This is a genomic window from Sphingomonas sp. P3_C6 (genome assembly GCF_056402595.1).
In genome coordinates this window covers 150218-175777 of the sequence record NZ_JBFUHB010000002.1, presented here as the reverse complement: position 1 = coordinate 175777, position 25560 = coordinate 150218, and the positions used below count along the sequence as shown (strand labels likewise).

23 protein-coding genes and 1 tRNA gene are annotated in these 25560 nt (G+C 65.4%); 10 read left to right on the top strand and 14 right to left on the bottom strand.

The window, feature by feature from the left end; translation table 11 throughout:
• The first annotated feature begins 11 nt into the window (after positions 1-11).
• A complete protein-coding gene (locus AC1DT7_RS04225; RefSeq protein WP_478034474.1) occupies positions 12-1304 on the top strand; it encodes a dicarboxylate/amino acid:cation symporter in 1293 nt (430 codons plus the stop codon).
• A 301-nt stretch (positions 1305-1605) separates the two neighbouring features.
• Here AC1DT7_RS04225 and AC1DT7_RS04220 read toward each other — a convergent pair whose 3' ends face one another.
• From AC1DT7_RS04220 to recA, 3 genes are all read right to left on the bottom strand, one after another.
• Positions 1606-2238, bottom strand: a complete 633-nt coding sequence (locus AC1DT7_RS04220; RefSeq protein ID WP_478034473.1) for a glutathione S-transferase family protein — start codon at positions 2236-2238, stop codon at positions 1606-1608.
• A gap of 13 nt (positions 2239-2251) precedes the next feature.
• Entirely contained in the window at positions 2252-2971 is a 720-nt protein-coding gene (locus AC1DT7_RS04215; RefSeq protein ID WP_478034471.1) for a class I SAM-dependent methyltransferase, read from the bottom strand.
• A gap of 302 nt (positions 2972-3273) precedes the next feature.
• Complete coding sequence (gene recA, locus AC1DT7_RS04210; protein WP_478034469.1) at positions 3274-4368, bottom strand: recombinase RecA; 1095 nt, start codon at positions 4366-4368, stop codon at positions 3274-3276.
• 198 nt (positions 4369-4566) lie between these two features.
• Here recA and AC1DT7_RS04205 point away from each other — a divergent pair, with 198 nt between their 5' ends.
• Together AC1DT7_RS04205 and AC1DT7_RS04200 are read left to right on the top strand one after the other, a co-directional pair.
• Entirely contained in the window at positions 4567-5577 is a 1011-nt protein-coding gene (locus AC1DT7_RS04205; protein WP_478034467.1) for an adenosine deaminase, read from the top strand.
• Positions 5574-6089: a phosphoribosyltransferase gene (locus AC1DT7_RS04200; protein WP_478034466.1), complete on the top strand. Its 516-nt coding sequence runs from the start codon at positions 5574-5576 to the stop codon at positions 6087-6089. The genes AC1DT7_RS04205 and AC1DT7_RS04200 overlap by 4 nt, the downstream gene beginning before the upstream one ends.
• A gap of 28 nt (positions 6090-6117) precedes the next feature.
• Here the strand turns inward: AC1DT7_RS04200 and AC1DT7_RS04195 are convergent, their stop codons facing one another.
• From AC1DT7_RS04195 to smpB, 5 genes are all read right to left on the bottom strand, one after another.
• Positions 6118-6471 carry a response regulator gene (locus AC1DT7_RS04195; protein WP_478034464.1) on the bottom strand — a complete coding sequence of 118 codons (354 nt, stop codon included), beginning with the start codon at positions 6469-6471 and terminating at the stop codon, positions 6118-6120.
• 37 nt (positions 6472-6508) lie between these two features.
• Positions 6509-8920 carry a hybrid sensor histidine kinase/response regulator gene (locus AC1DT7_RS04190; RefSeq protein ID WP_478034463.1) on the bottom strand — a complete coding sequence of 804 codons (2412 nt, stop codon included), beginning with the start codon at positions 8918-8920 and terminating at the stop codon, positions 6509-6511.
• A gap of 219 nt (positions 8921-9139) precedes the next feature.
• Complete coding sequence (locus AC1DT7_RS04185) at positions 9140-11194, bottom strand: M13 family metallopeptidase (RefSeq protein WP_478034461.1); 2055 nt, start codon at positions 11192-11194, stop codon at positions 9140-9142.
• A gap of 82 nt (positions 11195-11276) precedes the next feature.
• The gene (locus tag AC1DT7_RS04180; protein ID WP_478034638.1) at positions 11277-11786 is read right to left on the bottom strand and encodes a DUF2062 domain-containing protein; all 510 of its coding nucleotides are present in this window, start codon (positions 11784-11786) and stop codon (positions 11277-11279) included.
• 46 nt (positions 11787-11832) lie between these two features.
• The gene (gene smpB, locus AC1DT7_RS04175) at positions 11833-12315 is read right to left on the bottom strand and encodes an SsrA-binding protein SmpB (RefSeq protein WP_372854156.1); all 483 of its coding nucleotides are present in this window, start codon (positions 12313-12315) and stop codon (positions 11833-11835) included.
• 174 nt (positions 12316-12489) lie between these two features.
• Here smpB and AC1DT7_RS04170 point away from each other — a divergent pair, with 174 nt between their 5' ends.
• Positions 12490-12891 (top strand): helix-turn-helix domain-containing protein, encoded by a 402-nt coding sequence (locus tag AC1DT7_RS04170; protein ID WP_478034460.1) that lies wholly within the window; start codon positions 12490-12492, stop codon positions 12889-12891.
• Positions 12892-13291: 400 nt separating this feature from the next.
• On the opposite strand, the gene mutL is transcribed toward AC1DT7_RS04170, so the two are convergent.
• Positions 13292-15076: a DNA mismatch repair endonuclease MutL gene (gene mutL / locus AC1DT7_RS04165; RefSeq protein ID WP_478034459.1), complete on the bottom strand. Its 1785-nt coding sequence runs from the start codon at positions 15074-15076 to the stop codon at positions 13292-13294.
• A 159-nt stretch (positions 15077-15235) separates the two neighbouring features.
• On the opposite strand from mutL, the gene AC1DT7_RS04160 reads away from it, so the two are divergent.
• The 6 genes from AC1DT7_RS04160 to AC1DT7_RS04135 all read left to right on the top strand — a co-directional run bounded on the left by AC1DT7_RS04160 (position 15236) and on the right by AC1DT7_RS04135 (position 21113).
• Entirely contained in the window at positions 15236-16282 is a 1047-nt protein-coding gene (locus AC1DT7_RS04160; RefSeq protein ID WP_478034457.1) for a rod shape-determining protein, read from the top strand.
• Positions 16283-16408: 126 nt separating this feature from the next.
• Positions 16409-17212 (top strand): rod shape-determining protein MreC, encoded by an 804-nt coding sequence (gene mreC / locus AC1DT7_RS04155; protein ID WP_478034456.1) that lies wholly within the window; start codon positions 16409-16411, stop codon positions 17210-17212.
• Positions 17209-17721, top strand: a complete 513-nt coding sequence (gene mreD, locus AC1DT7_RS04150) for a rod shape-determining protein MreD (RefSeq protein WP_478034454.1) — start codon at positions 17209-17211, stop codon at positions 17719-17721. Before mreC ends, mreD begins: the two co-directional genes overlap by 4 nt.
• Positions 17718-19805, top strand: a complete 2088-nt coding sequence (gene mrdA / locus AC1DT7_RS04145; RefSeq protein WP_478034453.1) for a penicillin-binding protein 2 — start codon at positions 17718-17720, stop codon at positions 19803-19805. The genes mreD and mrdA overlap by 4 nt, the downstream gene beginning before the upstream one ends.
• The gene (rodA, locus tag AC1DT7_RS04140) at positions 19802-20914 is read left to right on the top strand and encodes a rod shape-determining protein RodA (protein WP_478034452.1); all 1113 of its coding nucleotides are present in this window, start codon (positions 19802-19804) and stop codon (positions 20912-20914) included. The genes mrdA and rodA overlap by 4 nt, the downstream gene beginning before the upstream one ends.
• Positions 20915-21037: 123 nt before the next feature.
• Positions 21038-21113: transfer RNA gene (locus AC1DT7_RS04135), tRNA-Lys, on the top strand.
• A gap of 169 nt (positions 21114-21282) precedes the next feature.
• Here AC1DT7_RS04135 and AC1DT7_RS04130 read toward each other — a convergent pair.
• The 5 genes from AC1DT7_RS04130 to AC1DT7_RS04110 form a co-directional block, all read right to left on the bottom strand.
• Positions 21283-21498, bottom strand: coding sequence for a helix-turn-helix domain-containing protein (locus AC1DT7_RS04130; protein WP_478034450.1), 216 nt, complete (start codon positions 21496-21498; stop codon positions 21283-21285).
• A gap of 652 nt (positions 21499-22150) precedes the next feature.
• Entirely contained in the window at positions 22151-23308 is a 1158-nt protein-coding gene (locus tag AC1DT7_RS04125) for an MFS transporter (RefSeq protein ID WP_478034448.1), read from the bottom strand.
• A 161-nt stretch (positions 23309-23469) separates the two neighbouring features.
• A complete protein-coding gene (locus AC1DT7_RS04120) occupies positions 23470-24081 on the bottom strand; it encodes an isochorismatase family protein (RefSeq protein WP_478034446.1) in 612 nt (203 codons plus the stop codon).
• 51 nt (positions 24082-24132) lie between these two features.
• Positions 24133-24594 carry a cupin domain-containing protein gene (locus AC1DT7_RS04115; protein ID WP_478034445.1) on the bottom strand — a complete coding sequence of 154 codons (462 nt, stop codon included), beginning with the start codon at positions 24592-24594 and terminating at the stop codon, positions 24133-24135.
• Positions 24591-25508 carry an alpha/beta fold hydrolase gene (locus AC1DT7_RS04110; RefSeq protein ID WP_478034443.1) on the bottom strand — a complete coding sequence of 306 codons (918 nt, stop codon included), beginning with the start codon at positions 25506-25508 and terminating at the stop codon, positions 24591-24593. Before AC1DT7_RS04110 ends, AC1DT7_RS04115 begins: the two co-directional genes overlap by 4 nt.
• Positions 25509-25560 lie beyond the last annotated feature (52 nt).

Below are 25560 nucleotides of genomic sequence, written 5' to 3'. Positions count from 1 at the left end.
GGGGAATCTACATGGCCAAGCGCCTTACACTCTACATCGTGATCGGCCTGGTGCTTGGCCTTGCCGTCGGCTGGGCGCTGCATGTCGCGATCGACGACGGCACGCCGGCCTCCGCCGCATCGCTCGAGCAGATCGCGGGCTATTTCTCGATCATCACCACATTGTTCCTGCGCCTTATCAAGATGATCATCGCGCCGCTCGTCTTCTCGACGCTGGTCGTCGGCATCGCGCATATGGGCGACACCGGTGCGCTTGGCCGGGTCGGCCTTCGCTCGCTCGCCTGGTTCCTCTGCGCCAGCCTGTTGTCGCTGACCCTGGGCCTGATCCTGGTCAACCTGCTCCAGCCGGGCGTCGGCCTCGGCCTGCCGATCCCGCCCGCGACGGCGGATGCCGGGATCGTGAAGACCGCCTTCAACCTGAAGGACTTCGTCACACACGTCGTACCCGCCTCGATGATAGAGGCGATGTCGACCAACGAGATCATCCAGATCGTGGTCTTCTCGGTGTTCGTCGGCGTCGCCATCACCGCAGTCGGCGACAAGGCGGCACCGCTGGTCCGCGCTCTCGAAGGGCTGGTCGCGGTGATGCTGCAGATCACCAATTATGTGATGCGCTTCGCCCCGTTCGCGGTGTTCGCCGCAGTCGCCTCCACCCTGGCCGAGCGCGGCCCGAGCGTGCTGGCCGATCTTGGCTATTTCATCCTCAGCTTCTATTTCGGCCTGCTGCTACTCTGGCTGCTGCTGATCGGCATCGGATATCTGTTCATCGGCAAAAGGACGTCGCTGCTCGTCCGCTATATCCGCGATCCGCTGATCCTCGCTTTCACAACCGCGTCGTCGGAGGCGGCCTATCCGCGCACGCTGGAGGCACTCGACCGGTTCGGCGTGCCGCCCAAGATCGGCAGCTTCGTGCTGCCGCTCGGCTATTCGTTCAACCTGGACGGATCGATGATGTACATGACGTTCGCGTCGCTGTTCATCGCCCAGGCTTATGGCATCCACCTCTCGCTCGGCGAGCAGATCACGATGTTGCTGGTGCTGATGGTCACGTCGAAGGGCATTGCCGGCGTGCCGCGCGCCAGCCTTGTCGTGATCGCCGCGACCCTGTCGCTGTTCAAGATCCCTGAGGCAGGCCTGTTGCTGATCCTCGCGGTCGACCATTTCCTCGACATGGGGCGCTCAGCCACCAACGTGATCGGCAACGCGATCGCCGCAAGCGTCGTGGCGAAATGGGAAGGCAATCTCGACCCGGTCGAGCCGATCGACATCGAGCCGCCGCACGCGCCGTCCAAGGGCTTACTATAGTAGCGCAATGAATTCCCTGTTCCTGGGCCCGGAACAGGGAATTAACAGGGAATTTCGAATTTCCCTGTCGAAATTCCCCGGATTCCCCCGATATTCTCCATGGATATCAGCGAGATGACAACCAATTCCCTGTTATCCGAAAACAGGGAATTCGAGTCAGGTAACAGGGAAAATCCTGCGCCGAACAGGGAAATCCGAACACTATCGCGATGAGAAAGAACGCACAGGCTCATCGGGTCCTGTGCGATCCTACTCTACGACGCCCCCGCGTCCGTTTGAATCGATCCATACCGATCCGCGCTCAGGCGTAGGCGTAGGGCCCACCTTTCGCCAACGCCGCCTGATAGGCCGGCCGGGCATGAATCCGGTCGAGCCAGGCGATGGTGTGCGGGCGTGAGCCGTCGAGCCCGGCGCGGTTGCGCGCTGCTTCCAAGGGGAAGCTCATCATGATGTCCGCGCCGGTGATCTCCTCTCCGGCGAACCAGGGGCGCTGGGCCAGCTCGGATTCGACATAATCGAGATGCACGTCGATCATCGGCTGGATTCGTTTCGCGACCTTCCTGCCGAGGAACGGGATGCGGTTGACGACAAGCTTCACCAGCAACGGCGGCATCAGCGATCCTTCCGCATAGTGAAGGAACTGGCGGTAGCGGAGCACGGAATCCCGGTGCGGAAGCGGGCCGAGCTGGCCGTCGGCCTTTTCGACGAGATAATCGATGATCGCGCCGGTCTCGGCGATGACCCGGCCATCGTCGGTGTCCTCGATCACGGGGGACTTGCCGAGCGGATGGACCTTTTTCAGCTCGGGCGGGGCAAGCATCGTCTGCTTGTTCCGCTCATAGCGCCTGACCTCATAGGGCATGCCGAGCTCCTCGAGCATCCACAGGATGCGTTGCGAGCGGGAGTTTTCGAGGTGATGGACGATGATCGTCACGGCGATCCTCTCTCTATATGTCGTTATGCGCCGACCATAACCATGCCGCCGCCGGGAAATCCACGGACTCGTCCGAACGATGATGGGCGATGACCGATTCGATCCTGCCCAGCATCGCGTCTCGCTCCTCGATCGGCGCCTGGCGGAGCAGGGGCGCGGCCGGACCGATCCGCTGGAAGAAGCTCAGCGCATCAGCGACCGGATCGATCCCGTGTCCGGCGCGATAGGGAAAATCGACCGGCCTGGCCTCGACCCGCGACCACCCTGCTTCGGTGAGTAGCGGACGCACGAAATCGGGGTCGGCAAAGGCGAAAGGACCTGGAGCATAGCCGGTCGCAGGCGGCGGCACCTTCCCGATGGCAGCCGACACCAGTTCGGTCGCCCATGGATTGAGCGCAGCGCTCCTGAAACAGGAGAAAACGAAACCGGCACCCGGTACGGTGCCGCGCCGCAGTGCGGAGAAGGCCGCAATCGGATCGGGGAAAAACATCACGCCGTGCCGCGAGACGAGCAGGTCGACCGGCGCCAGTCCGGCGAGATGATCCTCAGCCGGACCACAGCGGAAGGAAAGATTGCCCAGATCACGCGCCCGCTCGGTCGCGATGCCGATCAGCGATGGCGAGATATCGACCCCGGCGATCTGCCGGTCCGGCAGCGCCCGGGCCGTCGCGATGCTCGTCGCGCCCGCGCCGCAGCCGATATCGACGATCGTCGTACTGCCCGTAGCCGCCATGTCGAGGATCGCAGCATTGAGGTGGACCGCGAGCCCGGCAAGGCAGCTATCGGTCCGTTGCCACTCATCGGCTCAGACATCGCCTACAGGACCGGACCAGTCGTTCGCGCTCGTCATGCCTTTGACCCTCTGCCTGCCCGTGACCTGGAGAGCCGCGAGTCCGCCCCGCCCTATCCCGCCGCGGCAGCGCATGCCATCGGCAAGGCCTTGGCCGGGCTCCGGACGCCGAAATATGAAAGGCCCGCCGACGCGGGCGGGCCTTTCCAGGTTTTGCGACGGGAAACGCCGCGCGAAGTCAGGTCTCAGAGATCGTCGGTATCGTCCTCAGGCTCGGGCCCAGCCATCATCTCTTCGGCGACCTTGTCGGTACGGGCACGTATCGCCTTTTCCAGGCGATCGGCCATTTCGGGATTCTCCTTGAGGAAATTCTTCGAATTCTCACGGCCCTGCCCGATGCGTACGCTGTCGTAGCTGAACCAGGCGCCCGATTTCTCGACCAGCCCGGCCTTCACGCCGAGGTCGAGGATCTCGCCGATCTTGGACACGCCCTGGCCGTACATGATATCGAATTCGACCTGCTTGAACGGCGGCGCGACCTTGTTCTTGACGACCTTCACCCGGGTGGTGTTGCCGATGATTTCCTCGCGATCCTTGATCTGGCCGGTGCGGCGGATGTCGAGGCGGACCGAGGCGTAGAATTTCAGTGCGTTGCCGCCCGTCGTGGTCTCCGGGTTGCCGTACATCACGCCGATCTTCATGCGCAGCTGGTTGATGAAGATCACCATGCAGCGCGAGCGGCTGATCGAGCCGGTCAGCTTGCGCAGCGACTGCGACATCAGGCGCGCCTGAAGGCCGACATGGCTGTCGCCCATCTCGCCCTCGATTTCCGCGCGGGGAACGAGCGCAGCGACGGAGTCGACCACCAGCACGTCGATCGCGTTGGAACGGACGAGCGTATCGACGATTTCGAGCGCCTGCTCGCCGGTGTCGGGCTGCGACACTATCAGCTCGTCGATATTGACGCCCAGCTTCTTGGCATAGACCGGGTCGAGCGCATGCTCGGCATCGACGAACGCCGCGGTGCCCCCGGTCTTCTGCGCCTCGGCGATGACGTGCAACGCGAGCGTGGTCTTGCCCGAGCTTTCCGGCCCGTAGATCTCGATCACGCGGCCGCGCGGCAGGCCACCGACGCCGAGCGCGATGTCGAGCCCGAGCGAGCCGGTCGAGATCGCCTCGACCTGCATGGTTTCCTTCGAGCCAAGCCGCATGGCCGAGCCCTTGCCGAATGCGCGGTCGATCTGTGCGAGCGCCGCGTCGAGTGCCTTGGCGCGCTCTGAGCTCGCCTTGTCGTTGGAGACTGCCATTTTGTTGTCGATGACCTTCAAAGATGCCGCCATTGGGAGCCTCCGTCGCTAAACCGATGTGCCGACGCATTCAATGCGTGTTGGAAGCTTCGTACATAGTTTGTTCCACAAGAACAAGAGCGGAACAGCATTTTTGTTCTCATTTTGTTTTAATCACCCGCCCGCGCCTCTTTTATGCGGGCATCGTCGTTCCGGCTTGCCGGGACGGACGCCGCAGGCAATGCTCCGCGCATGACCACGGACTTCATCGCCGGCCTGCCCAAGACCGAGCTCCACCTCCATATCGAGGGCAGCCTCGAGCCGGAGCTGATGTTCGCGCTGGCGACGCGCAACAATATCGCGATCCCCTATGCCAGCGTGGAGGAGGTTCGCGCCGCCTACAGCTTCTCCCGCCTGCAGGATTTCCTCGACATCTATTATGCCGGCGCCAACGTGCTGCAGACCGAGCAGGATTTCCGCGATCTCGCCATCGCCTATTTCGATCGCGCCGCGGCCGACGGGGTCGTTCACGCCGAGATCATGTTCGATCCCCAGACCCATACCGATCGCGGCATCCCCTTCGGCACCGTGATCGAAGGGCTGCTCTCCGGCATGGCCGACGCGAAGGCGCGTCACGGCATGACGTCGAAGCTGATCCTGTCCTTCCTGCGCCATCTCGACGAGGATGCCGCCTTCGCCACGCTGGAGGCGGCCGAACCCTGGCTCGACCGGATCGACGCGGTCGGCCTCGATTCGTCCGAACTCGGCCACCCGCCCGAGAAGTTCGCCCGGGTGTTCGCCGCGGCCCGCACCAGGGGCCTGCGCCTCGTCGCCCATGCCGGCGAGGAAGGCCCGCCCGATTATGTCTATCAGGCGCTCGACCTGCTCGGGGTCGACCGGCTCGATCATGGCAATCGCAGCCTGGAGGATCCCGTCCTCACCGCCCGCCTCGCCCGCACCGGCATGACCCTGACGGTCTGCCCCTTGTCCAACCTGAAGCTGTGCGTGGTCGACGACATGGCCGATCATCCGATCGACCGGATGCTCCGCGCCGGCCTGCGCGCCACGATCAACTCGGACGATCCAGCCTATTTCGGCGGCTATATTGCCGACAATTACCGGGCGGCGGCATCGGCGCGCGGGCTCGACCGCGACGATCTGGCGCTGCTCGCGCGCAACTCGTTCCTCGGCTCCTTCCTGCCGGACGATGCGGTGGCCACGCATCTCGCCAGACTGGACGCCTATATGGAGGCGCACCGATGACCGTCTTCACCGAGATCCCGCACGAGGACTTCGTCTCGGCGGTCCGCGCGCTCGCCGTGCAATTGGCCGGGGATGACTGGAAGCCCGATTTCATCATCGGCATCGGGCGCGGCGGCCTGTCGCCGGCGGTCTATCTCAGCCATGCGACCGGCATGCAGATGCTGTCGGTCGATTATTCGAGCCAGGTGAAGGATTTCGCCGACGAGCCGCTGACCAGGCTCGCCGCTCGCACCCGTGCCGGCGAACGGCTGCTGTTCCTCGACGACATCAACGATTCGGGCCGCACCATCGGCCATCTGCGCGAGGTGTTGAACGCCGCCGGCGCGGTGCCCGGCAGCATCCGCTTCGCCACGCTGATCGACAATGTCAGCTCGGCGCAGAAGGTGGACTATCGTGCGCGCACGATCGACCGGCGCATCGACAAGGACTGGTTCGTCTTCCCCTGGGAAGCGGTCGCCCCGGCCCAGTCTCTGGCCGAGGATGCGGCGGCCGTGCCGGAACGGATTGCCTGAAAAACCCTCTCCCATCGGGAGAGCGACGTTACGCCAGCGAATCGAGCGCCTTCGCCACCGCGTCCATCGTGAAGGGCTTGGGCAAGGTCGGCCGGTCGCGATACGCCTCGGCCAGGCTGTCGGCCGATCCGCCAGTGGCGAAGATATAGGGAATGCCCTTCGCGCTCAGCGCATCCGCGATCGGCCAGCTCTTCTCACCGGCGCGCAGGTTCACATCGAGGATCGCCGCGTCGATGCCGCCCGCCTCGACCAGCGCGAGCGCATCGGCGACATTATCGGCAGTGCCGACCATCGTCTTGCCGAGGACGTCGAGGAAATCCTCCAACATCATCGCGATCAGGGGTTCGTCCTCGACGATGAGGATATTGCTCGGCGCAGTCATCACTGCCCCATAGTATCCCGCGCCCATTGCCGCCAAGTCATTTCGCGGCCAGCACGTCCCGCGCCGCCTCCGCAAGCTGTTGAACCGAGAAGGGTTTCGCGAGGAAGGAGACATTGTCCAGGTCGATCGACTTGCGCAGCTGCTCCTCGGCATAGCCCGACATGAACAGGATCGGCAGGTCGGGATAGCGCGCGCGGACCTGGCGGACCATGGTCGGCCCGTCCATCACCGGCATGACGACGTCGGAGATCAACAGGTCGGGCCGCTCGTTCCGGCTCAGCAGGTCGAGCGCAACCTCGCCATTTTCCGCGGTCAGCACGGTATAGCCCTGCCGCGCCAGCGCGCGCTCGGCCACAGCGCGCACCATGTCCTCGTCCTCCACCAGCAGGATGGTGCCGGTGCCCCACAGGTCGGTCGGCTTGGCTTTGCCCTTGGCTGGGCTGGCCGCCTTGGCCGGCTGAGTCGCCGTATGCACGGGCAGATAGATGGTGAAGACCGCGCCCAGTACCTTGTTATCCGCCCCCTTATTGTCGGCGAAGATATAGCCGCCCGACTGCTTGACGATGCCATAGACGGTCGATAGGCCAAGCCCGGTGCCCTTGCCGACATCCTTGGTGGTGAAGAAGGGCTCGAAAATCTTGGGCAATATCTCGGGCGGAATGCCACCGCCGGTATCGGACACTTCGAGCGCGATATAATCGGCGATCGGCAGGATGTCGGATCCCATCCGGCGCACATCCGCCGCGGTCACCGCCATCGTGTGTATCGACAGCGTGCCGCCACCGCGCGGATCCTTGGCCAGCATCGCGTCGCGCGCATTCACCGCCAGATTGACCACGACCTGTTCGAGCTGACCGGGATCGGCGCGCACCGGCCCCAGGTTGCGGCCATGCTTGACAGTAAGGGTCACCGTCTCGCCGAGCAGCCGCTTCAGCAATTGCGAGACTTCGGAGATCACGTCGGGCAGTTGCAGCACCTGCGGCACCAGGGTCTGCTGCCGCGAAAAGGCGAGCAACTGGCGAGTCAGGCTGGCCGCGCGGTTCGAATTGGCGCGGATCTGCTGGATGTCGTCATAATCGCTGTCACCCGGCGAATGGCGCATCAGCATCAGGTCGCAATGCCCGATGATCGCGGTCAGGATATTGTTGAAGTCGTGCGCGACGCCGCCGGCAAGCTGGCCCACCGCCTGCATCTTGGTCGCCTGCGCCACCTCGCGCTTCAGTCGCGTCTCTTCACTATTATCCTTCAGGCTGAGCAGCACCGCCGCATCGCCCAGGCCCCGCGCGCCGGCGATCGACAGCGCGACCGGCTCATCCGGATGATCCTTGAGGCGCACCGCAAGATCGGTCGAATGAGTCGCCCCATTGGCGAAACGCCGGATCGCGTCGGCGACGACACCCTTGTCCTCGCGCACCAGCAGGTCGCCGGGATAGAGCGGCGGCGCGGCCGGATCGACCTCGGCCGCGCGCGCGAACGCATCGTTCATCTGCAGGAAGCGGCCGTCGCGATCGACCAGCGCCATGCCGAACGGCATCAGCGACACCAGGCTGCGGACATGCGCCGTCGCACTGGCGCCGATCGCCGGCGCGCTCGCCCCGCCTTCCTCGTCGAGCATCACGACCAGCATCGGGGCGTCGTCGCCATCAATGAACGGCACCTGCAACACGCGAAGTGGACTGCCGGTCAGCCCTTCGCGTTCGAACCGGACCAGGCCGTGGCTGTCGGTGATCAGGAACCGTGCAAAGTCGCGGCCAGCGACCGCCCCCTCCTCATGTCCCATCGCCCGGGCGCGCAACACGCGATTCGCCGCACGGATCCGGCCGTCCGGGGCGATCAGCGCCGCCATGATGCCGGCCGCGGCAAGGCGGTCGCCGGTCGGGCCGCCGATGACCGTCTCCACCGTGGCCGCGAGATCGAGCGCCTCGACGCCGCGGAAACGCCACACCAGCAGATCGTCGTCGGCCCCTGCCCGTTCGATTTCCGCCCGCAACGGTGTCCCCCGCGCGAGCAGCCGCGCGACCGAGGCAGCGCCGTCACGCCATGCCGCGCGGCCGGCGGTGCCGAGCTCGCTGATCCCCGCTTCATCCACCGGCAGGCCCGGCGGCGTCGGGAAACCGGCGAACAGCGTCTCATAACGGTCATTGGCGCAGACCAGCCGTCCGGCACGGTCGGTGATCGCGACGGCGTCCGGGCTGTTGGCCGCCAGCGTTCGCGCGATGCTCCAGTCTGGTTCGATCGCCTGTCCCCGGCTGGACGGGAACAGCCGGCGGAATGCCAGAAGCCCACCGGCAATCACCAGCGTAGCCGCCAGGAACCCCGCCGCGACGGTGAGATTGCCGACCACGCCAAGGATCAGCAGCGCCGCAATCAGCCCGCACGCGCTCGCGATCAGCGCCGCGCCCCGTGCGGGGGAGAGCGGCGACGCGGAAGATGCGGGAAGACTTGCCATCCCGGTTTGTCTTGGGCCGCGAGGGCGAGGCGTCAAGGGCCAGAGTGGAATTCGAACAGGTTGACCCCTTCGTCACCCCGGACTTGTTCCGGGGTCCACCGTGCAGCAAAACAATCAGCCGATGAATATGCGGAACGGTGGATGCCGGAACAAGTCCGGCATGACGGAAATGGAGATTCGCCTCGACTCGGGGTACTCAGCCCGCGAACCTTTGAAAAACTACCAGATGCGGACGCGTCGTTCCGGCGTCAGATAGAGCTTGTCGGTCGGCTTCGGCTTGAACGCGTCATACCAGGGGTCGAGGTTGCGGACGATCCAGGCGCGCTGCTGCGACGGAGCGTGCGGATCGGTCAGCAGCCGGTTGCGCATGTCCGCCTCGCGGTAACTGCGCCGCCACACCTGCGCCCAGCCGAGATAGAAACGCTGGTCGCCGGTATAGCCTTTGATCACCGGCGCCGGCTTGCCGTTCAGCGATGCATGATAGGCGTCATAGGCGGCGCTCAGCCCCGCGAGATCGGCGGTATTCTCGCCCAGGGTCAGGCGACCTTTCAGCTTCGTGCCCGGCAGCGGCTCATAGGCATCATATTCGGCGACGAGCGCATCGGTGCGCTTGTTGAAATTCTCGACGTCCTGCGGTGTCCACCAATCGGTCAACTGGCCGTGCAGGTCGAAGCTCGCGCCCTGATCGTCGAAATGATGGCTCATCTCATGCCCGATCACCGCGCCGATACCGCCATAATTGACTGCCGCGTCGGCGTTCGGATCGAAGAAAGGCGGCTGCAGGATCGCCGCCGGAAAGGTGATCGCCACCAGGGTCGGGTTGGCCTGGGCGTTCACCGTCATCGGGGTCATGCCCCATTCCCAGCGATAGATCGGCTTGCCGAGCTTCTGGATATTATAGTCGTGCGCCCATTGGTTGGCGCGCAGCGCATTGCCGAAGGCGTCGCCCGCCACGATCTTCAGCGCCGAATAGTCGCGCCACTGGCTCGGATAGCCGATCCGCGGCGTGAAGGCGGCCAGCTTGGCATGCGCCTTGACCTTGGTTTCCGGTGTCATCCAGTCGAGCTTGTCGATCCGCACGTTCATCGCGGCGATGATGTTCTTCACCAGCGCGTCAGCCGCCGCCTTGGTCTCGGGCGGGAAATATTGCGCGACGTACAGCTTGCTGACGTCGTCGGTCAGGATCGTGCTGGTGTGGTCGACGGCGCGCTTCCAGCGATCCTGTTGCTGCGGCGTACCCGAGATGACCGTCCCGAACATCGCGAACCGCTCATTGTCGAACGCCGCCGGCAGCACCGCCGCATAGCCGTCGAGCGAGCGGATCAGCAACTGGTCGCGCAGCACCTCGACCGGTGCCTGGGCAATCAGCCTGGCGATACCGGTGACCGCGGCCGGCTGGGCCACGATCACCGTATCGACCGGGGTGCCGATACCCTTGAAATAGGCGACGAAGTCGAATCCCGGCGCGGCCTTCTTCAGGTCGGCGACGGCCATCTTGTTATAGGTCTTGTTGGCATCGCGATTCTGGATGTTGGTCCAGCTCACCTGGGCGATGGCCGTCTCGAAATCGACGATCGCCTTGGCGCGGGCGGCCGCGTCCGGTTCGCCGGCAAGGGTGAACATGCTGGCGATATGGGCCTGATAGGCGGCCTTCGCCTCGGCCAGCTTGCCCTCGGTCGCGAGGTAATAGTCGCGGTCCAATGCCAGGCCGCCCTGGCGCATCTGCAGCGCGTAATGTTCCGGGTCCTTGGCATCCTGGCCGACGCCGGCGTTGAACGGCACGCCGACACCGTTGATATCGGCCTCCGCCACGAGCGTGGCATAGCCCGACTTCGACTTCAGCCCCTTGATCCGGTCGAGCCAGGGCTTGATCGGGGCCAGGCCCTTCGCCTCGATCGCTGCCGTGTCGAGATAGGCGGCATAGGCCTGGCCGATCTTGGAGCCCTTTGCCTTCTCCGCTTGGAGGATATCATGGGTCCGCTCGCGCGACAGGTCCTGCAGCGCATCGAACGCGCCGTAATTCGCCTTGTCGGCTGGGATCGGGGTATTCTTCTCCCAGGTTCCGTTCACGAAGCCATAAAAATCATCGCCGGGCTGGATCGCCCTGTCCATGCCGGCTTCATCGACGCCGAAATCACCGAAGGTGGGTTTGGCCATGGGCGCGGCCGCCGGTGCGTCGGCGGGGAGCCGGCCTTGCGGTGCGGGGTTCGCCGCGGCGAGGCCGGCGAGCATGGTGGCGGAAAGCAGAAGAACGGCAAAGGACGATGTGCGCATGTCGCATCCTGGAAAGGAAGTGGATGCGAGCGTGTTCTAATCGGATAACACGGCCAGTCAATTTCGCGGCCGTGAAGGTCCCTTATTCGGGCCGACCGTGTGCCCGGGCGCGCCATTTGCGCGCGACCCGCCAGCGCCAGCCGAGCGCCGCCACCGCATAACCGACCACAGACAGGGTCACGGTGATGATGAACAACCCGACCACCGTCGCCGGGCCGGCGGTCGAGAGCAACCAGTGAAGCCAGCTCGAATTGGCGGCGACCTGGGTCGCGATCGGGGCGCCGGGCACCTGGGAATCGAGGTGAAGCACCCATTTGCCGATCCAGTAGGCGGCAACCCACAGCGGCGGCGTGGTGAAGGGATTGGTGATGAAGGTCATCGCCGCGGCAACCGGGATGTTGGCGCGGATCGGCAAGGCGAGCACGGCCGAAAAGGCGATCTGCGCGACCGGAAACAGGATGCCCGTCACCATGCCGAGCGCGACGCCGCGCGGCACGGATCGACGGGTGAAGCGCCACAGGGCAGGTGCAAGCACGCGGTGCGCGACCGGCCGGAGCAGGCGGTTCTCCTCCATGCTCTCGCGCGTCGGCATGGTGCGCTGCCACCAGTCGGCGACGCGCGTGGAAAGGCCGGGCTTCTCAGCCACGATCACGCATGATCCTTCCCTGCTCACGCTTCCAGTCGCGCTCCTTGATCGTCGCGCGCTTGTCGTGATCCTTCTTCCCCTTCGCCAGGGCCAGCTCCACTTTGGCGCGCCCCTTCGAATTGAAATAGATCATCAGCGGCACCAGGGTCATGCCCTCGCGCGCCACCGCGCCGTGCATCTTGTTTATCTCGCGCTCATGAAGAAGCAGTTTACGGGCGCGCTTCGGCTCGTGGTTGAATCGGTTGCCATGGCTGAATTCGGGCACGTTCGAATTGATCAGCCAGACCTGCCCGTCCTTCACCTCGGCATAGCTTTCCGCGATCGAGCCGGTGCCGCTACGCAGCGACTTCACCTCGGTGCCGGTCAGCGCGATGCCCGCCTCATAGACCGTGTCGATGGCATAATCGAACCGCGCCCGCCGGTTCTCGGCGACGATCTTGGTTTTCTCGAAGACGGGGGGCTTGGGACGCGACATGGGACGGGCGATGTAGGCGTTTGATCGCCAGAACGGAAGCGGGGTCGGCACGATAACGTCAATCGAGCCCGACCGGCCTGTTTCTTTTGCCCGAGCAGGCGAAGCGCATGCGCCTTTCACGCAGCTTTGGGCTCATCGATTCAAATCGACGCCAGTCTCCGCCACCCTCGCCCCATGAAAAGAGGACGCCCCACCCGCTACGAACCTGCCTTCGCCCGGCAGGCACGCCTGCTTTGCCGCCTCGGCACGTCCAACGCCGATCTCGCGAGGATCTTTTCGGTCAGCAACGCCACGCTCTATCGCTGGCTGGACCGATATCCCGACTTCGGCCTGGCGGTCGCGATGGGACGGGGAGAACATGCCGGGCTGGAGAAGCCGGGCATGTACAAGCGAGCCATCGGCTACACCTTTCGCACCGAACGCATCTACCGCGCCAACAGCGTCGATCCGGTCGCCGCCGACTATGACTATCGCGTTCACGCCGATGCGAAAGTGGCGCTGCGCTGGCTGCGCAACCGATGCCCTGAAACATGGCGTATCCGCACCGGCCGCCGCGGCGGCCGATCGACGGACTGACCGCGCAGCCCCGCGTCGACCACAGCACGCCTTTTGCCGGAAGGCGCCAACTATTTCGACCGATCCGGCCCACGCTGACCAGAAGGCTGATGGTGCTCAGCATCGATTCTCATAAATCGGGAAGTATATGGCATATAATCATCCATCGACGCCCGCCAAAATGGCACAACTTCTCTCCAGGGAAATCGACACACTGCCGTCGAATATTTCGTTTTGCTCACGCCTTCCGGCGAGACGCGCTAAAAATCGGGGTCGACGTGGGCTGGCAAAAAGCCCTTTTAACTGTCCGGTTTTCGCATCCCCAGCCCGGTATTACTTCATTTGTCTTCGGCATGCTGCGCGGCCGCTCCCGGCATTCACTGCGAAAGGGGCTCGAGACAAGGCATCGCCGATTACACCGTCACTTCCGCCCGAACAGCTTCTCGATATCGCCATGCGCCAGCTTCACCCAGGTCGGGCGGCCATGGTTGCACTGGCCGGAATGCGGTGTGATCTCCATCTCGCGGAGCAGCGCGTTCATCTCGGTGACGGAAAGGATGCGCCCTGCCCTCACCGATCCATGGCACGCCATGGTCGCGGCGACATGGTCGAGCCGCTCCTTCAGGCTCAGCGCCTCGTCGAACGCCGCCAGTTCGTCGGCGAGATCGGTGACGAGCCCGGTCACGTCGCTCTGCCCGAGCATCGCGGGCACGCTGCGCACCAGCATCGCGCGCGGGCCGAACCGCTCCAGGTCGAGCCCGAACTCGGTCAGCTCGGCGGCCCGCGCTTCAAGGCGGTCGCAGGCAGGCTCGTCGAGTTCGATCACTTCGGGCAGCAACAGCGCCTGGGCGGCGACGCCGCCATCTGCCATCGCCTTGCGCATGCGCTCGAGCACCAGTCGTTCGTGCGCCGCATGCTGATCGACCAGGACGAGCCCGTCCTCCGCCTCGGCGACGATATAGGTCTTGGCGACCTGCCCTCGCGCAACGCCGAGCGGGAAGGAAATTGTCTCGGGCGGCGTTGTATAGGCCGGCTCGGCGCGCGCCATCGGCGGAGCGATGAAGGTGGGCCGGCGCTCGAAGACGGCATGGCGGCTTTCGGTACGCGGTGCTTCCCATTGCGCCTCCCTTGTCGGCTCCTCCCACAAGCGCGGCGAGGCGGAGGCGAGCGGTTCCTGTTGCCAGGCGGCCAGCGCCGTCTCCGACGGCCGCTGCACGCTGCGATGCCCTGCCTCGTCGAGCGCGCGCTTCAGTCCGCTGACGATCATGCCGCGCACCATTGCCGGCTCGCGGAAGCGCACTTCGGTCTTAGCCGGATGGACGTTCACGTCGACCATGTCGGCCGGCACGTCGAGGAAGAGCGCCACCACCGCATGCCGGTCGCGCGCAAGCAACTCGGCATAGGCGCCGCGCACCGCCCCCACGAGCAGCCGGTCCTTCACGGGTCGTCCGTTGACGAACAGATATTGATGATCGGCCACGCCGCGGTTGAACGTCGGCAGGCCCGCGACCCCGCCGAGCCTGAGGCCCTCGCGTTCCAGGTCGATCGGCACGCCATTGTCGATCAGCGCCCGGTCGGTCAGCGCGGCGACCCGGTCGGGCAGGCTCTCACCCGCCGAAACCGACAGCGACCGTCGTCCGTCATGCTCCAGGCTGAAGGCGATATCCGGCCGCGCCATCGCCAGCCGGCGCACCACATCGAGGCTTGCCGCATATTCGGACCGTGCAGACCGCAGGAACTTGCGCCGTGCCGGCACGCGCTCGAACAGTGCCTCGACGCGGACCCGGGTGCCGGGCGGAATCGCTGCCGGTCCTTCCGAGACGACCGCGCCATTGTCGACGACCCGCGACCAGCCCTCGGCGCCGCGCAGCCGGCTCTCCAGGGTCAGGCGCGCGACACTCGCAATGGAGGGCAACGCCTCGCCGCGAAATCCCAACGTCGCGACGTTTTCGATCGCTTCGTCGGGAAGCTTGGATGTCGCATGCCGCTCGAGCGCGAGCGCCATGTCGGGGGGCGTCATCCCGCATCCATCGTCGGTCACCTCGATCAGGTCGGTCCCGCCGCTCACGAGACGAATCGCGATACGGCGGGCGCCTGCGTCGATGGCGTTTTCCACCAGTTCCTTCAACGCGCTGGCGGGGCGTTCCACCACTTCACCGGCGGCGATGCGATTGACGAGATGTTCGGGCAGGCGGCGTATTGACATGCATCTGGCTCTAGCCCAAGCGACGGCATCCCGCGACCCGCATCTACTCGGCAAACTGAGCGTGGAATTTTCCAGCTCTGGCCGGGACATCATAGGTGTTGGGAAGCGACTGTGCGAACTGCCGGACCGTAAAGCGGCTGGCCTGGAACGGAACGATCAATGGGCTTCTTTTCGCGTTTCTTCAGACTCACGTCGCACGATATGGCGATCGACCTCGGGACCGCGAACACGGTGGTATATCTGCGCGGACGCGGCATCGTCCTCAACGAACCGTCAGTGGTCGCAGTGGAAACCATCAATGGCGTCAAGCGCGTCAAGGCCGTCGGTGACGACGCCAAGCTGATGATGGGCAAGACCCCTGACAGCATCCAGGCGATCCGCCCCTTGCGTGACGGCGTTATCGCCGACATCGACGTCGCCGAGCAGATGATCAAGCACTTCATCCACAAGGTGCATGGTGGTCAGCGGCGCTTCATGCGCTGGCCGCAGATCGTCATCTGCGTGCCGTCGGGCTCGACGTCGGTCGAGCGTCGCGCGATCCGCGATGCCGCCTCCAACGCCGGTGCGTCGCAGGTCTGGCTGATCGAGGAGCCGATGGCCGCCGCTATCGGCGCCGATATGCCCGTCACCGAGCCGATCGGCTCGATGGTCGTCGATATAGGCGGCGGCACGACCGAAGTCGCCGTGCTCTCGCTGCGTGGTCTCGCCTACACCACTTCGGTGCGTGTCGGCGGCGACAAGATGGACGAGGCGATCGTCTCGTACGTCCGCCGCAACCATAACCTGCTGATCGGCGATTCGACCGCCGAGCGCATCAAGCAGGAAGTCGGCGTGGCGAAGCCGCCGCCAGACGGCATCGGCCTCACCATCCACGTCAAGGGCCGCGACCTGGTCAATGGCGTGCCGAAGGAGATCCAGATCAACCAGGGCCAGATCGCCGAGGCGCTGTCCGAACCGGTCGGCCAGATCGTCGAAGGTGTGCGCATCGCGCTCGAGAACACCGCGCCGGAACTGGCGGCGGACATCGTCGATCAGGGCATCGTGCTCACCGGCGGCGGCGCGTTGCTCAAAGGCATCGACGAGGTACTGCGCGACGAGACCGGCCTGCCCGTGACGATCGCCGACGATCCCCTCACCTGCGTTGCGCTCGGTACCGGGCGCGCGCTCGAGGATCCGGTTTTCCGCGGTGTGCTGCACAGCGCGTAATCATCTGATGAAGCGCCGGTGCCGATGGGCGGCACCGGTCCTTCCTTGAGGGGAAATATGGCGCCGTCTCGTAACCGGCGCCCGGGTTTTTCGCGGCGGGCGCAGTATAGCCTATTCCTGAGTTACGTGATCGCCGTAGCGGGAGCGCTGGTCGGCGCGGTCCTGCTCGCGCTTGCGACGCTGGACCCGCCCGCCTTCGCGGCGTTGCGGGCGGCCACGGCCGAGGTCACCACCCCGGTCTCCTCAGGAATCGCCGCGATCGGCCGGGGCATCGCCTCCATCCCTGCCTCCGTGTCCGACTATATCGGCGTGCGCAGGCAGAACGAGCAGCTCCGCAAGGAGCTGGCCGACAATCACGCGCTGCTGATGCGCGCGCGCACCCTGTCCTATGACAACCGCCGGTTGAAGACGCTGCTGCAACTCCGTGAAAGCGTGCCCAATCCGGTGGTGGCGGCGCGGCTGGTCAGTTCCTCGGCATCGAGCACGCGGCGCTTCGCCGTGCTCAACGCCGGGTCCTGGCAGGGCGTGAAGCAGGGCCAACCGGTACGCGGCCCCGAAGGCCTTATCGGCCGTGTCCTCGAAACCGGTCCCAACACAGCCCGCGTGCTGCTGCTGTCCGATCCTGAAAGCGTCGTGCCGGTACGGCGGACGCGCGACGGCCTGCCCGCGCTCGCCGCCGGGCGCGGTGACGGGCTGCTCGACATCCGCTCGGCGTCGCTCGCCAATGTCGGGTTCGAGCCGGGAGATATCTTCGTCACCTCCGGCACTGGTGGCATCTATTCGCCCAACATCCCCGTCGCGCGCGTGCTGAAGCGCGCCCGCGACACCGCGCTGGCGCGCACCTTCGCGCAACCCGATACGCTCGATTTCGCCTTGGTTCAGGAGGGGTTCCTGCCGGTCACGTCGCCGACGGCAACACCCGCGCCATGAGGCAACAGACCCGCGGCCCCTTCGACGCCGCGCCACCGCCCGCCGCCGTGCGCCTGGTGCCGTCGGCGTCGGTGCTGGTCGCCTCGCTGGTCACGACCTGGCCGTTCATCGCCAGCTTCCCCGTGCTGCCCCCGCTCGGGCTGATGGTGCTGCTCGGCTGGCGGCTCAGGCGGCCCGACGTGTTCCGCATCTGGGCGCCGCTGCCGCTCGGCTTCTTCGACGATCTGGTCAGCGGGCAGCCGCTGGGCAATGCGATGCTGCTCTGGACCCTGTGCTTCTTCATGATCGACCTGATCGATCAGCGGCTGGTGTTCCGCGACTTCTGGCAGGACTGGCTGATCGCATCCGGCTCGATCGGTTTCTGCCTCATCGTCGGACGGCTCGTCGCAGCTCCTATCGGTGCACATGTCGATACCGTGCTATTACTTCAGATCGTGATCTCGACCATGCTCTTCCCTCTGGTGGCGCGATTCTGCGCCTGGCTTGACCGCAAGCGCGGGGGCGAATGAACCAGCCCACTCGCGTCATCACCGAAGCGACGCAGACCTACAGCTTTTCGCGCCGCGCCCTGGTGCTGGGCGCCGGACAAGCCGCGGTCGGGCTGCTGCTCGCCGGCCGGATGACCTGGCTCGCCGTTGCCGAGAACGAGCATTACAGCCTGCTCTCCGAGAGCAACCGCGTGAACATGACCCCGGTCTTGCCTCGGCGCGGCTGGATCGTCGATCGCAATGGCGTACCCATCGCCAACAACCGCACCGATTTCCGCGTCGACATCATTCCCGACCGGCTGGAGAACAAGGATCGCACCCTTGGCCTGCTCCGCGACATACTGCGCCTGCCGCCCGAGGAGATGGATCGGATCAGGACCGACCTGAAGCATGCGGTGGGTTTCCAGCCAGTCCAGGTCGCCGAGAATCTCGATCTCGACACATTCGCCGCGGTCAGCGTCCACCTGCCCGAACTGCCGGGCGTCGCGCCGTCGCGCGGCTTTGCCCGCACCTACCCCGCGGGCGCTGCGGTCGCGCATCTCACCGGCTATGTCGGGACTGCCTCGGCCGAGCAGTATCAGAAGACCAAGGATCCACTGATGATCACGCCCGGCTTCAAGCTGGGCAAGGACGGCCTGGAAAAGGCGCTCGAGCCGGAATTGCGCGGCAAGCCCGGTGCCAAGCGGATCGAGGTCACGGCGCGCGGCAAGCTGGTTCGCGAATTGGCGACCCGGCCCGACGAGCCGGGCAAGACCGCGCGTCTGACGATCGACGCCGGCCTTCAGGAATATGCCGCGCGCCGGCTCGGCACTAATTCAGGCTCGGCCGTGGTGATCGACTGCCAGAATGGCGAGATCCTCGCGATGGTCTCGATGCCGGCCTACGATCCCAACAGTTTCTCCGACGGGATCAGCCATCTCGAATGGAAGATGCTGTCGGACGACGATCACGTGCCGCTGATGAACAAGGTGCTGCAGGGGCTTTACCCGCCCGGCTCCACCGTCAAGCCGATGAACGCGCTGGCGCTGCTTGAGGCGGGCGTTCATCCGGACGACCGGGTAAGCTGTTCCGGGGCGATGCGCGTCGGGAACGGCGTTTTCCACTGTCATAAGCGAAACGGCCACGGCCCGCTCGACATGAAACATGCCGTCATGCAGAGCTGCGACATCTATTTCTATGAAATGGCGCGGCGGCTCGGGTACGACAAGATCGCGCCGATCGCGCGCGCCGTCGGGCTTGGTCAGAAATTCGACCTTCCCTTCACCACGCAGCGCTATGGCACCATGCCGGATCCTGCGTGGAAGCTGCGACGGTACAAGCAAGCCTGGACCGTTGCGGATTCCCTCAACGCATCGATCGGTCAGGGCTATGTGCTCGCCAATCCCCTTCAACTCGCCGTGATGGCCTCGCGTATCGCATCGGGCCGTGCCCTGATGCCCAGCATCCTTGCCGATCACGTCCATCGGGGTGCCCAACCCCTGGCAGTATCGCCAGACAATCTCGCGATCGTTCGAAATGCGATGTACGGCGTGGTCAATGAAGGCGGAACCGGCGGCGCCTCGCGCATGCAGGTCCCGGGGGTGTCGCTTGCAGCGAAAACCGGCACCGCTCAGGTCCGCCGGATCACCATGGCGGAGCGCAGTTCGGGAGTCCTGAAGAACGGCGCGCTACCATTCAAGCTTCGTGACCACGCGCTGTTCGTCTGCTTCGCGCCCGCCGACAACCCGCGTTACGCAGCGGCGGTCGTGCTCGAACATAACGGCCATATTATCCGCAACCTGGATACCCCGCTGATCGGCCGGGATATCATGACCTACCTGTTCGACCGCGATCGCGCGCGCGCTGCGTTGGCCGAGGCGGAGCCGACCTGGGGTGGTGATATCAAGACGCGCATGGCGGCACAGGCATCCGCCTATCGCACCGCCGCCAACGCGCCGCCACCCGTCGTGGCAGCGCAGACCGAGCTCAATGCGACAGCAGCGACGGACGCGCCAGCAGTCGAGGCTGCAACCAGCGCAGCCGACGCGCGCGCCGAGGCGAGCGCAAATGCGACACGAAGCGGCGCTGGCGTCGCGGAGACCGGATCCACGGAGAGCGACCAGTGAGCGGGCTGAACTTCGTTCCCGAGCCTCTGGCGCAGCTTCCCTGGAAGATCATCCTGCTGGTGCTGGCGATCGGCTGTTTCGGGCTGCTCGTTCTCTATTCGGCGGCGGGCGGCAGCCTGCGGCCCTGGGCGATGATCCAGGGCATCCGATTCTTCGTCTTCCTCGCCGGCGCCGTCGTGCTGTCGCGGGTGCGGGAATCGATGTGGGCCAGCCTAGCCTTTCCGGCCTATATCGGGCTGATCGGGATGCTCATCCTGGTCGAGCTGATCGGCGCGGTGCGCGGCGGCGGGCAGCGATGGCTCGACCTCGGCATCATCCGCCTGCAGCCTTCCGAACTGATGAAAGTGTTCATCGTCCTCGCAGTGGCACGCTTCTATCATGTGCTGCCCCCAAACGAGACACGGCGGTTCGGCGCGATCTGGCCGGCCGCGGTGCTGATTCTGATCCCTGCCGCGCTGGTGATGAAACAGCCCGATCTCGGCACCGCGCTGATGATTACCGTCGGCGGCATCACCGTGATGTTCCTGGCCGGGGTGCCCCTGCGACTGTTCATCGGCGGCGCGCTGGCGCTTGGCGCGGCGATCCCGCTTGCGGTCAATTTCGTGCTGCACGGCTATCAGCGTAACCGCATCCTCGTCTTCCTCGACCCGGAGAGCGATCCGCTCGGTATCGGCTATCATATCAGCCAGTCGAAGATCGCGATCGGATCGGGCGGGATCTTCGGCAAGGGGTTCCTCAACGGCACCCAGAGCCATCTCGACTATCTGCCAGAGGGACATACGGATTTCGCCCTGGCGACGATGATGGAGGAATGGGGGCTGGTCGGTGGAGTCCTGCTGATCCTCGCCTTCCTGATCATCATCCAATGGGGCATGATGGTCGCGTTGCGCGCCCAGACCCGATTCGCGCGCCTGACGGCAGCAGGCATCGCGACGACGATCTTCTTCTACTTCGCGATCAATATGGCGATGGTGATGGGCTTGGCGCCGGTGGTCGGCGTGCCCCTGCCCCTGATCAGCTTCGGGGGATCGTCCCAGATGACGATCATGCTGTGCATCGGAATCCTGATGTCGATCGATCGCCAGAACCGCCAGACTACGCGCTGGTAGGTTGTATGAACGGTTTTTTGCAGTTCGCGGAAAAAAGGGTTTGCAACCGGCGGCACGAATGCTAACCGGCGCCCTCCCCGATGCGGCGGCGCTCTCCAACGCGCCACTTCAGCTGCCCGGTATGGACGCATAGCTCAGTTGGTAGAGCAGCTGACTCTTAATCAGCGGGTCCTTGGTTCGAGCCCAAGTGCGTCCACCACATTCCTCAGTAATATCAGCGATTTACCAAGTTGCAGCATGCTGCGGCAGGCTGATGATTTGGAAATTAGGCTCCGTATAGGCTCCGGCAAAGCGTCGATTTCCAGCGGTCCGAACTGGATAAATTCAGACGATTTTGGACCGCAGGCGTCGCCTGAAGCCGCGCAAATTTATTTTTCCAAACGGCGGCGATCGATCAGGTTGCGAAGCTCATCCATCGGAATCAGCGTGGATCGGCCAAGTTTGATGCTCTTGAGATCGCCTCGGTTGATGAGCTCGTAAACCGAGGAACGCCCGATCCCGAGCAACTGCGCAGCTTGTGGGATCCGCACCGCGAGGCAATCGTCCAGCCTAGCAAGGCCTCGCCGCTCCTGGGCAGGAGTCATGATTTCGCGCCGGTGCTTGTTCGCACCGCCCGCAAACGCTGAAACTCGCGATCACTGTCCAGAAAAGCAGTTAGCATCGCCGGCACGAGGCCCAAAGCCATCACCCTGCCTCCATCTTCGAAAACACTGCGACCGCGCCGGAATGGCGGGGTGGGCGGCAGGAGCGAACCGGCAAGCCCCGCCGGATGAGGCGGGCCGCACCCTTCCGGGCCCCCGTCGCGCTTGCGCTACGGGGTGGGCCAAAGGGCTGGAACATAGTGGAGGAGCCGGGCGCCGCCCGGCTTGCGGCACGCCGCGGCGAGGTTAGAGGGCAGCGACGCCCACCTCGCCCGTTCGCGGCGACGACGTCGTCGTCGGCAGGGCATATGCCCGAACCGGAGCGCATCCCGGCTTGGCTTCAGAGCATGTCATCTCCGGCCCGCCGTGGAAGCCGCCGATCGCCCGCACCAGTATCGGCTCCGGTCGCCGAGCGACGGAGCACTCTCGCCCGTTGTCGTCGCCAGCGTGATCCAGGGCAGCCCCTGTGAGAACGGCGGTGAACACGCAACGTTCGCCACCCGAATTCCGGTGCGCTGTCAGGGGAGCGTAACAGGGACCAGTGGCTCGATCAGCGATCTCCAAGCGTACCCTGGCACCTCACATCTCGCGGCCGTCATGCGGCCCCATTGCCGTGATGTCGCGTGGCAAAAACGGTGACGCAAAGGCCGATCAATGCGGTGGCAGCGCCTGCCAGTGCCACCGCGGGATAGCCAAGCCGCGCAGCGATGATGCCGCCGCCCAAAGCCGCGCCGAAGGCATTGCCAAGGTTGAAGGCGCCAATATTCACGGAAGAAGCAAGGTTCGGCGCGTCCGCGGCCGCCGCCAGAACGTGCACCTGCAATGGCGGCACCAGCGCGAAGCTCGCCACGCCCCACAGGAAGATCAGCACCACGCTCGGCGCAGCATGGGACATGCCCCATGCGAAGCCGATGAGGATCGCCGAGAGTGCGGCAAGCGTGACCATGAGCGTGCGATCCACCGACCGGTCTGCAAATCGCCCCCCCAGCCAATTGCCGACGGTCAGGCCCACGCCGTAGATCACCAGCATCGCGGTCACGAACCCAAGTGACGCATGCGTCGCGACGCGCAGGATCGGCGTGATGTAGGTGAACACGGTGAACATCGCGCTCGATCCGATCACCGTGAGCCCGAACGCGCCCAACACCGTCGGCCGTGCGAGCACGCGCACCTCGGCCCAGGCGTCGCCGCGGCCCGGTGCAGGCAGGACGGGCAACGTCGCCCGCAGCGCCACCATCGTTGCCACGCCGAGCCCGGCGATGCCCCAGAAGGACGCGCGCCAGCCCAGATGCTCGCCGGCCCAGGTGGCAAGCGGCACGCCGACGACATTGGCGATGGTCAGCCCCATGAACATCGCTGCGACCGCGCCGGCGCGCTTCTCCGGGGCGACGAGGGTTGCGGCGACCACCGAACCCACGCCGAAGAACGCGCCATGGTTGAGCGCCGTCAGCGCACGTGCTGCGAGCAGCATCCCGTAGCTGTCCGACACCGCGGCGAGCAGGTTGCCAAGGGTGAAGATGCCGGCCAGCGAGATCAGCAGCGCACGGCGCGGCACACGGCCGGTGGTCAGCGTCATCAGCGGCGCGCCGACCATCACGCCCAGCGCATAGGCGCTGATCAGCAGGCCGGCCGCAGGAATCGATACGCCGAGATCGGTTGCGATGACCGGCAACAGCCCCATCGGCGCGAATTCCGTGACACCGATGCCGAAGGCGCCGACCGACAAAGCGATCAGCCCGGGATTGAGCTTCATGGGAACAGGTCCTCAGGCGAGCGGCGGATACAGGCAGGCAAGCCTGCCTGCGATCGGGCGTATCGGATGACGCGGCAACTCGTCACTGGCCGCGGCGAGCGCGACGACCAGTCTGGAGCTCAGCGTATGGGCGGCTCATGGCTCCGTTCGTCGACCCGTCATCAGGGATGGATCGACGAGAAGACGATCTTGGCGAATTCGGGTGCGGTGGCCTCCCGGCGCCAGTCGCGCTGGAGCTCGCAGGCCAGCTGGATCCAGGTGATCGGTCGTGCGCCGGCCTGCACGATGCGCGTGAGCCCGGCGCGGTGGGCGAGCAGCGACGTGCCGCCCACTGCATCGACCACGGGATACACCTCGTACCCCTCGCGCATCGCATCCAGCGCGGGAAAGACCAGGCACACTTCGGTCCACAGCGCGACCATGACCAGCTTCCTGCGCCCGGTGGCTTTGACCGCCGCGACGAAATCCTCGTCCTCCCACGCGTTGATCGAGGTCCGGTCGATCGGCGTGATGTCGCCCAGCACCTCGGTCAGTTGATGGATCGTCGGCGTGTTGCGACCGGTCGCGACGTTCACGGTCGAAAGCACCACCGGCAGGCTGAACAGCTTTGCCGCCTGCGCGACGGCGACGACATTGGCGATAAGCTCGCGCCGCTCCATCGAGACGATCGACGCCACCTGGACGGGCTGGAAATCGATGATGACGAGCGCGGCATTTTCGGACGTCAGAAGCTCGTCCGCGATCGGGTCGCGGATCGTATTGGGCGAAGTCATGGCATGTCCTTTCGTCGGGCCGTGGCCGGCTGGGTGCTGCGACGCCCCCTTTCAGGGCCTGGCCGTGAAGCGTGTGCTGGTCGGGCCCCAGCCGTGGATATAGACCACCACCGGCTCGTCCCGCGTGATGGCGAAATGGGGGACGCCGGCAGGCTCGGTGTAGAAGCTGCCCGGCGGCAGCGCCTTTACCCGGGCTTCGTCAGCGACGGATCCATATCCGAAGTACCAGGTGCCGCGGACGACCGTCGCGGTGCGCGTATCGCGATGGTCATGGGCCGCGATGCGCGTGTTCGGCGGCACGCGGATTTCGATCGTATAGGGTCCGGCCCTGGAAGGGTCGCCATACAGGGTTGTCGTCTGGATGCCCGCGACGCCCGAGGTCCCCGGCCCAGCGCCGCCCTTGGCCAGCGCGTCGATCTCGGCAGGCGTCAGTCGCACCTCGCTCGATTGCGCGAGATCGGGGCTGCTCGACAGGAGGGCAGCCAGTGCAACGGCGATCGCCCGGGCGTTCACTTGCCGTTGTCCAGGAACGGCGCGACCAGGGCGATCACCGCCTTGGGATTTTCCTCCATGATCCAGTGGCCGGAATCCGGAACGATGCCGCCGGTGACGTTGGTCGCCGCCGGTCGGATCACTGCCGCCATCATCGTGCCGAACGATTTCTCGCCGCCCAGTGCCAGAATGGGCATGGTCAGCCGGCCGCCGGCGCCAAGCCAGGCGCGGTTGTCGATGGCGTCCTGATCGAAGGCGGCGAATTGCGCAAAGCCCGAATGCATGCCGCCAGGGCGCGCGTAGAGAGCGGCATAATGCTGGCGCGACGCTTCGTCGAAACGCGCCGGGTTGGCCGAGAACTCGTTCCAGAAGCGGTCGAGATAGATGCGTTCGCGGCCGGCGACGAGGCGCTCCATATCGGGCCCGCCGAAGCGGAAATGCCAGAGCAGGGGATTCTTCAGGATCTCCTCCCACGGACCGACGCCCGGGACTGGTGCGTCGATCAGGACGAAATGGTCGATCCGATCGGGCTGCTGGGTGGCAAGCGCGAAGCCGACCATGTTGCCGATATCGTGGGTGACCAGATCGTAGCGCTCCACTTTCAGCGCCGCGAGGACGCCCTGCATGTCGCGGCCCTGGTTCACCTTGTCGAACCCGCCCGCGGGATGCGACGACAGCCCCATGCCGCGCAGATCGGGGACGATGACGGTATGATCATCGTCCAGCGCGTCGGCGAGCGGCGCCCACATGTCGCCGGTCTCGCCATAGCCGTGGAGCAGCAGCACCGCTGGCCCATGCCCGCCGACACGGACATGTATGGTAACGCCGTTGGTCGCGATGTCGCGCGCCTGGAAGCTAGCCGGAAAGGCCGGGACCTGGGCGGCCGCGGGCGCGGTCGCCAACAACGCTGTCGCCAGCAACAAGGATCGTAGCATCGTCATCTCCTCCGAGCCGGGCAGCCGCCGGGCGGCGCGCCCCTGATTTCCG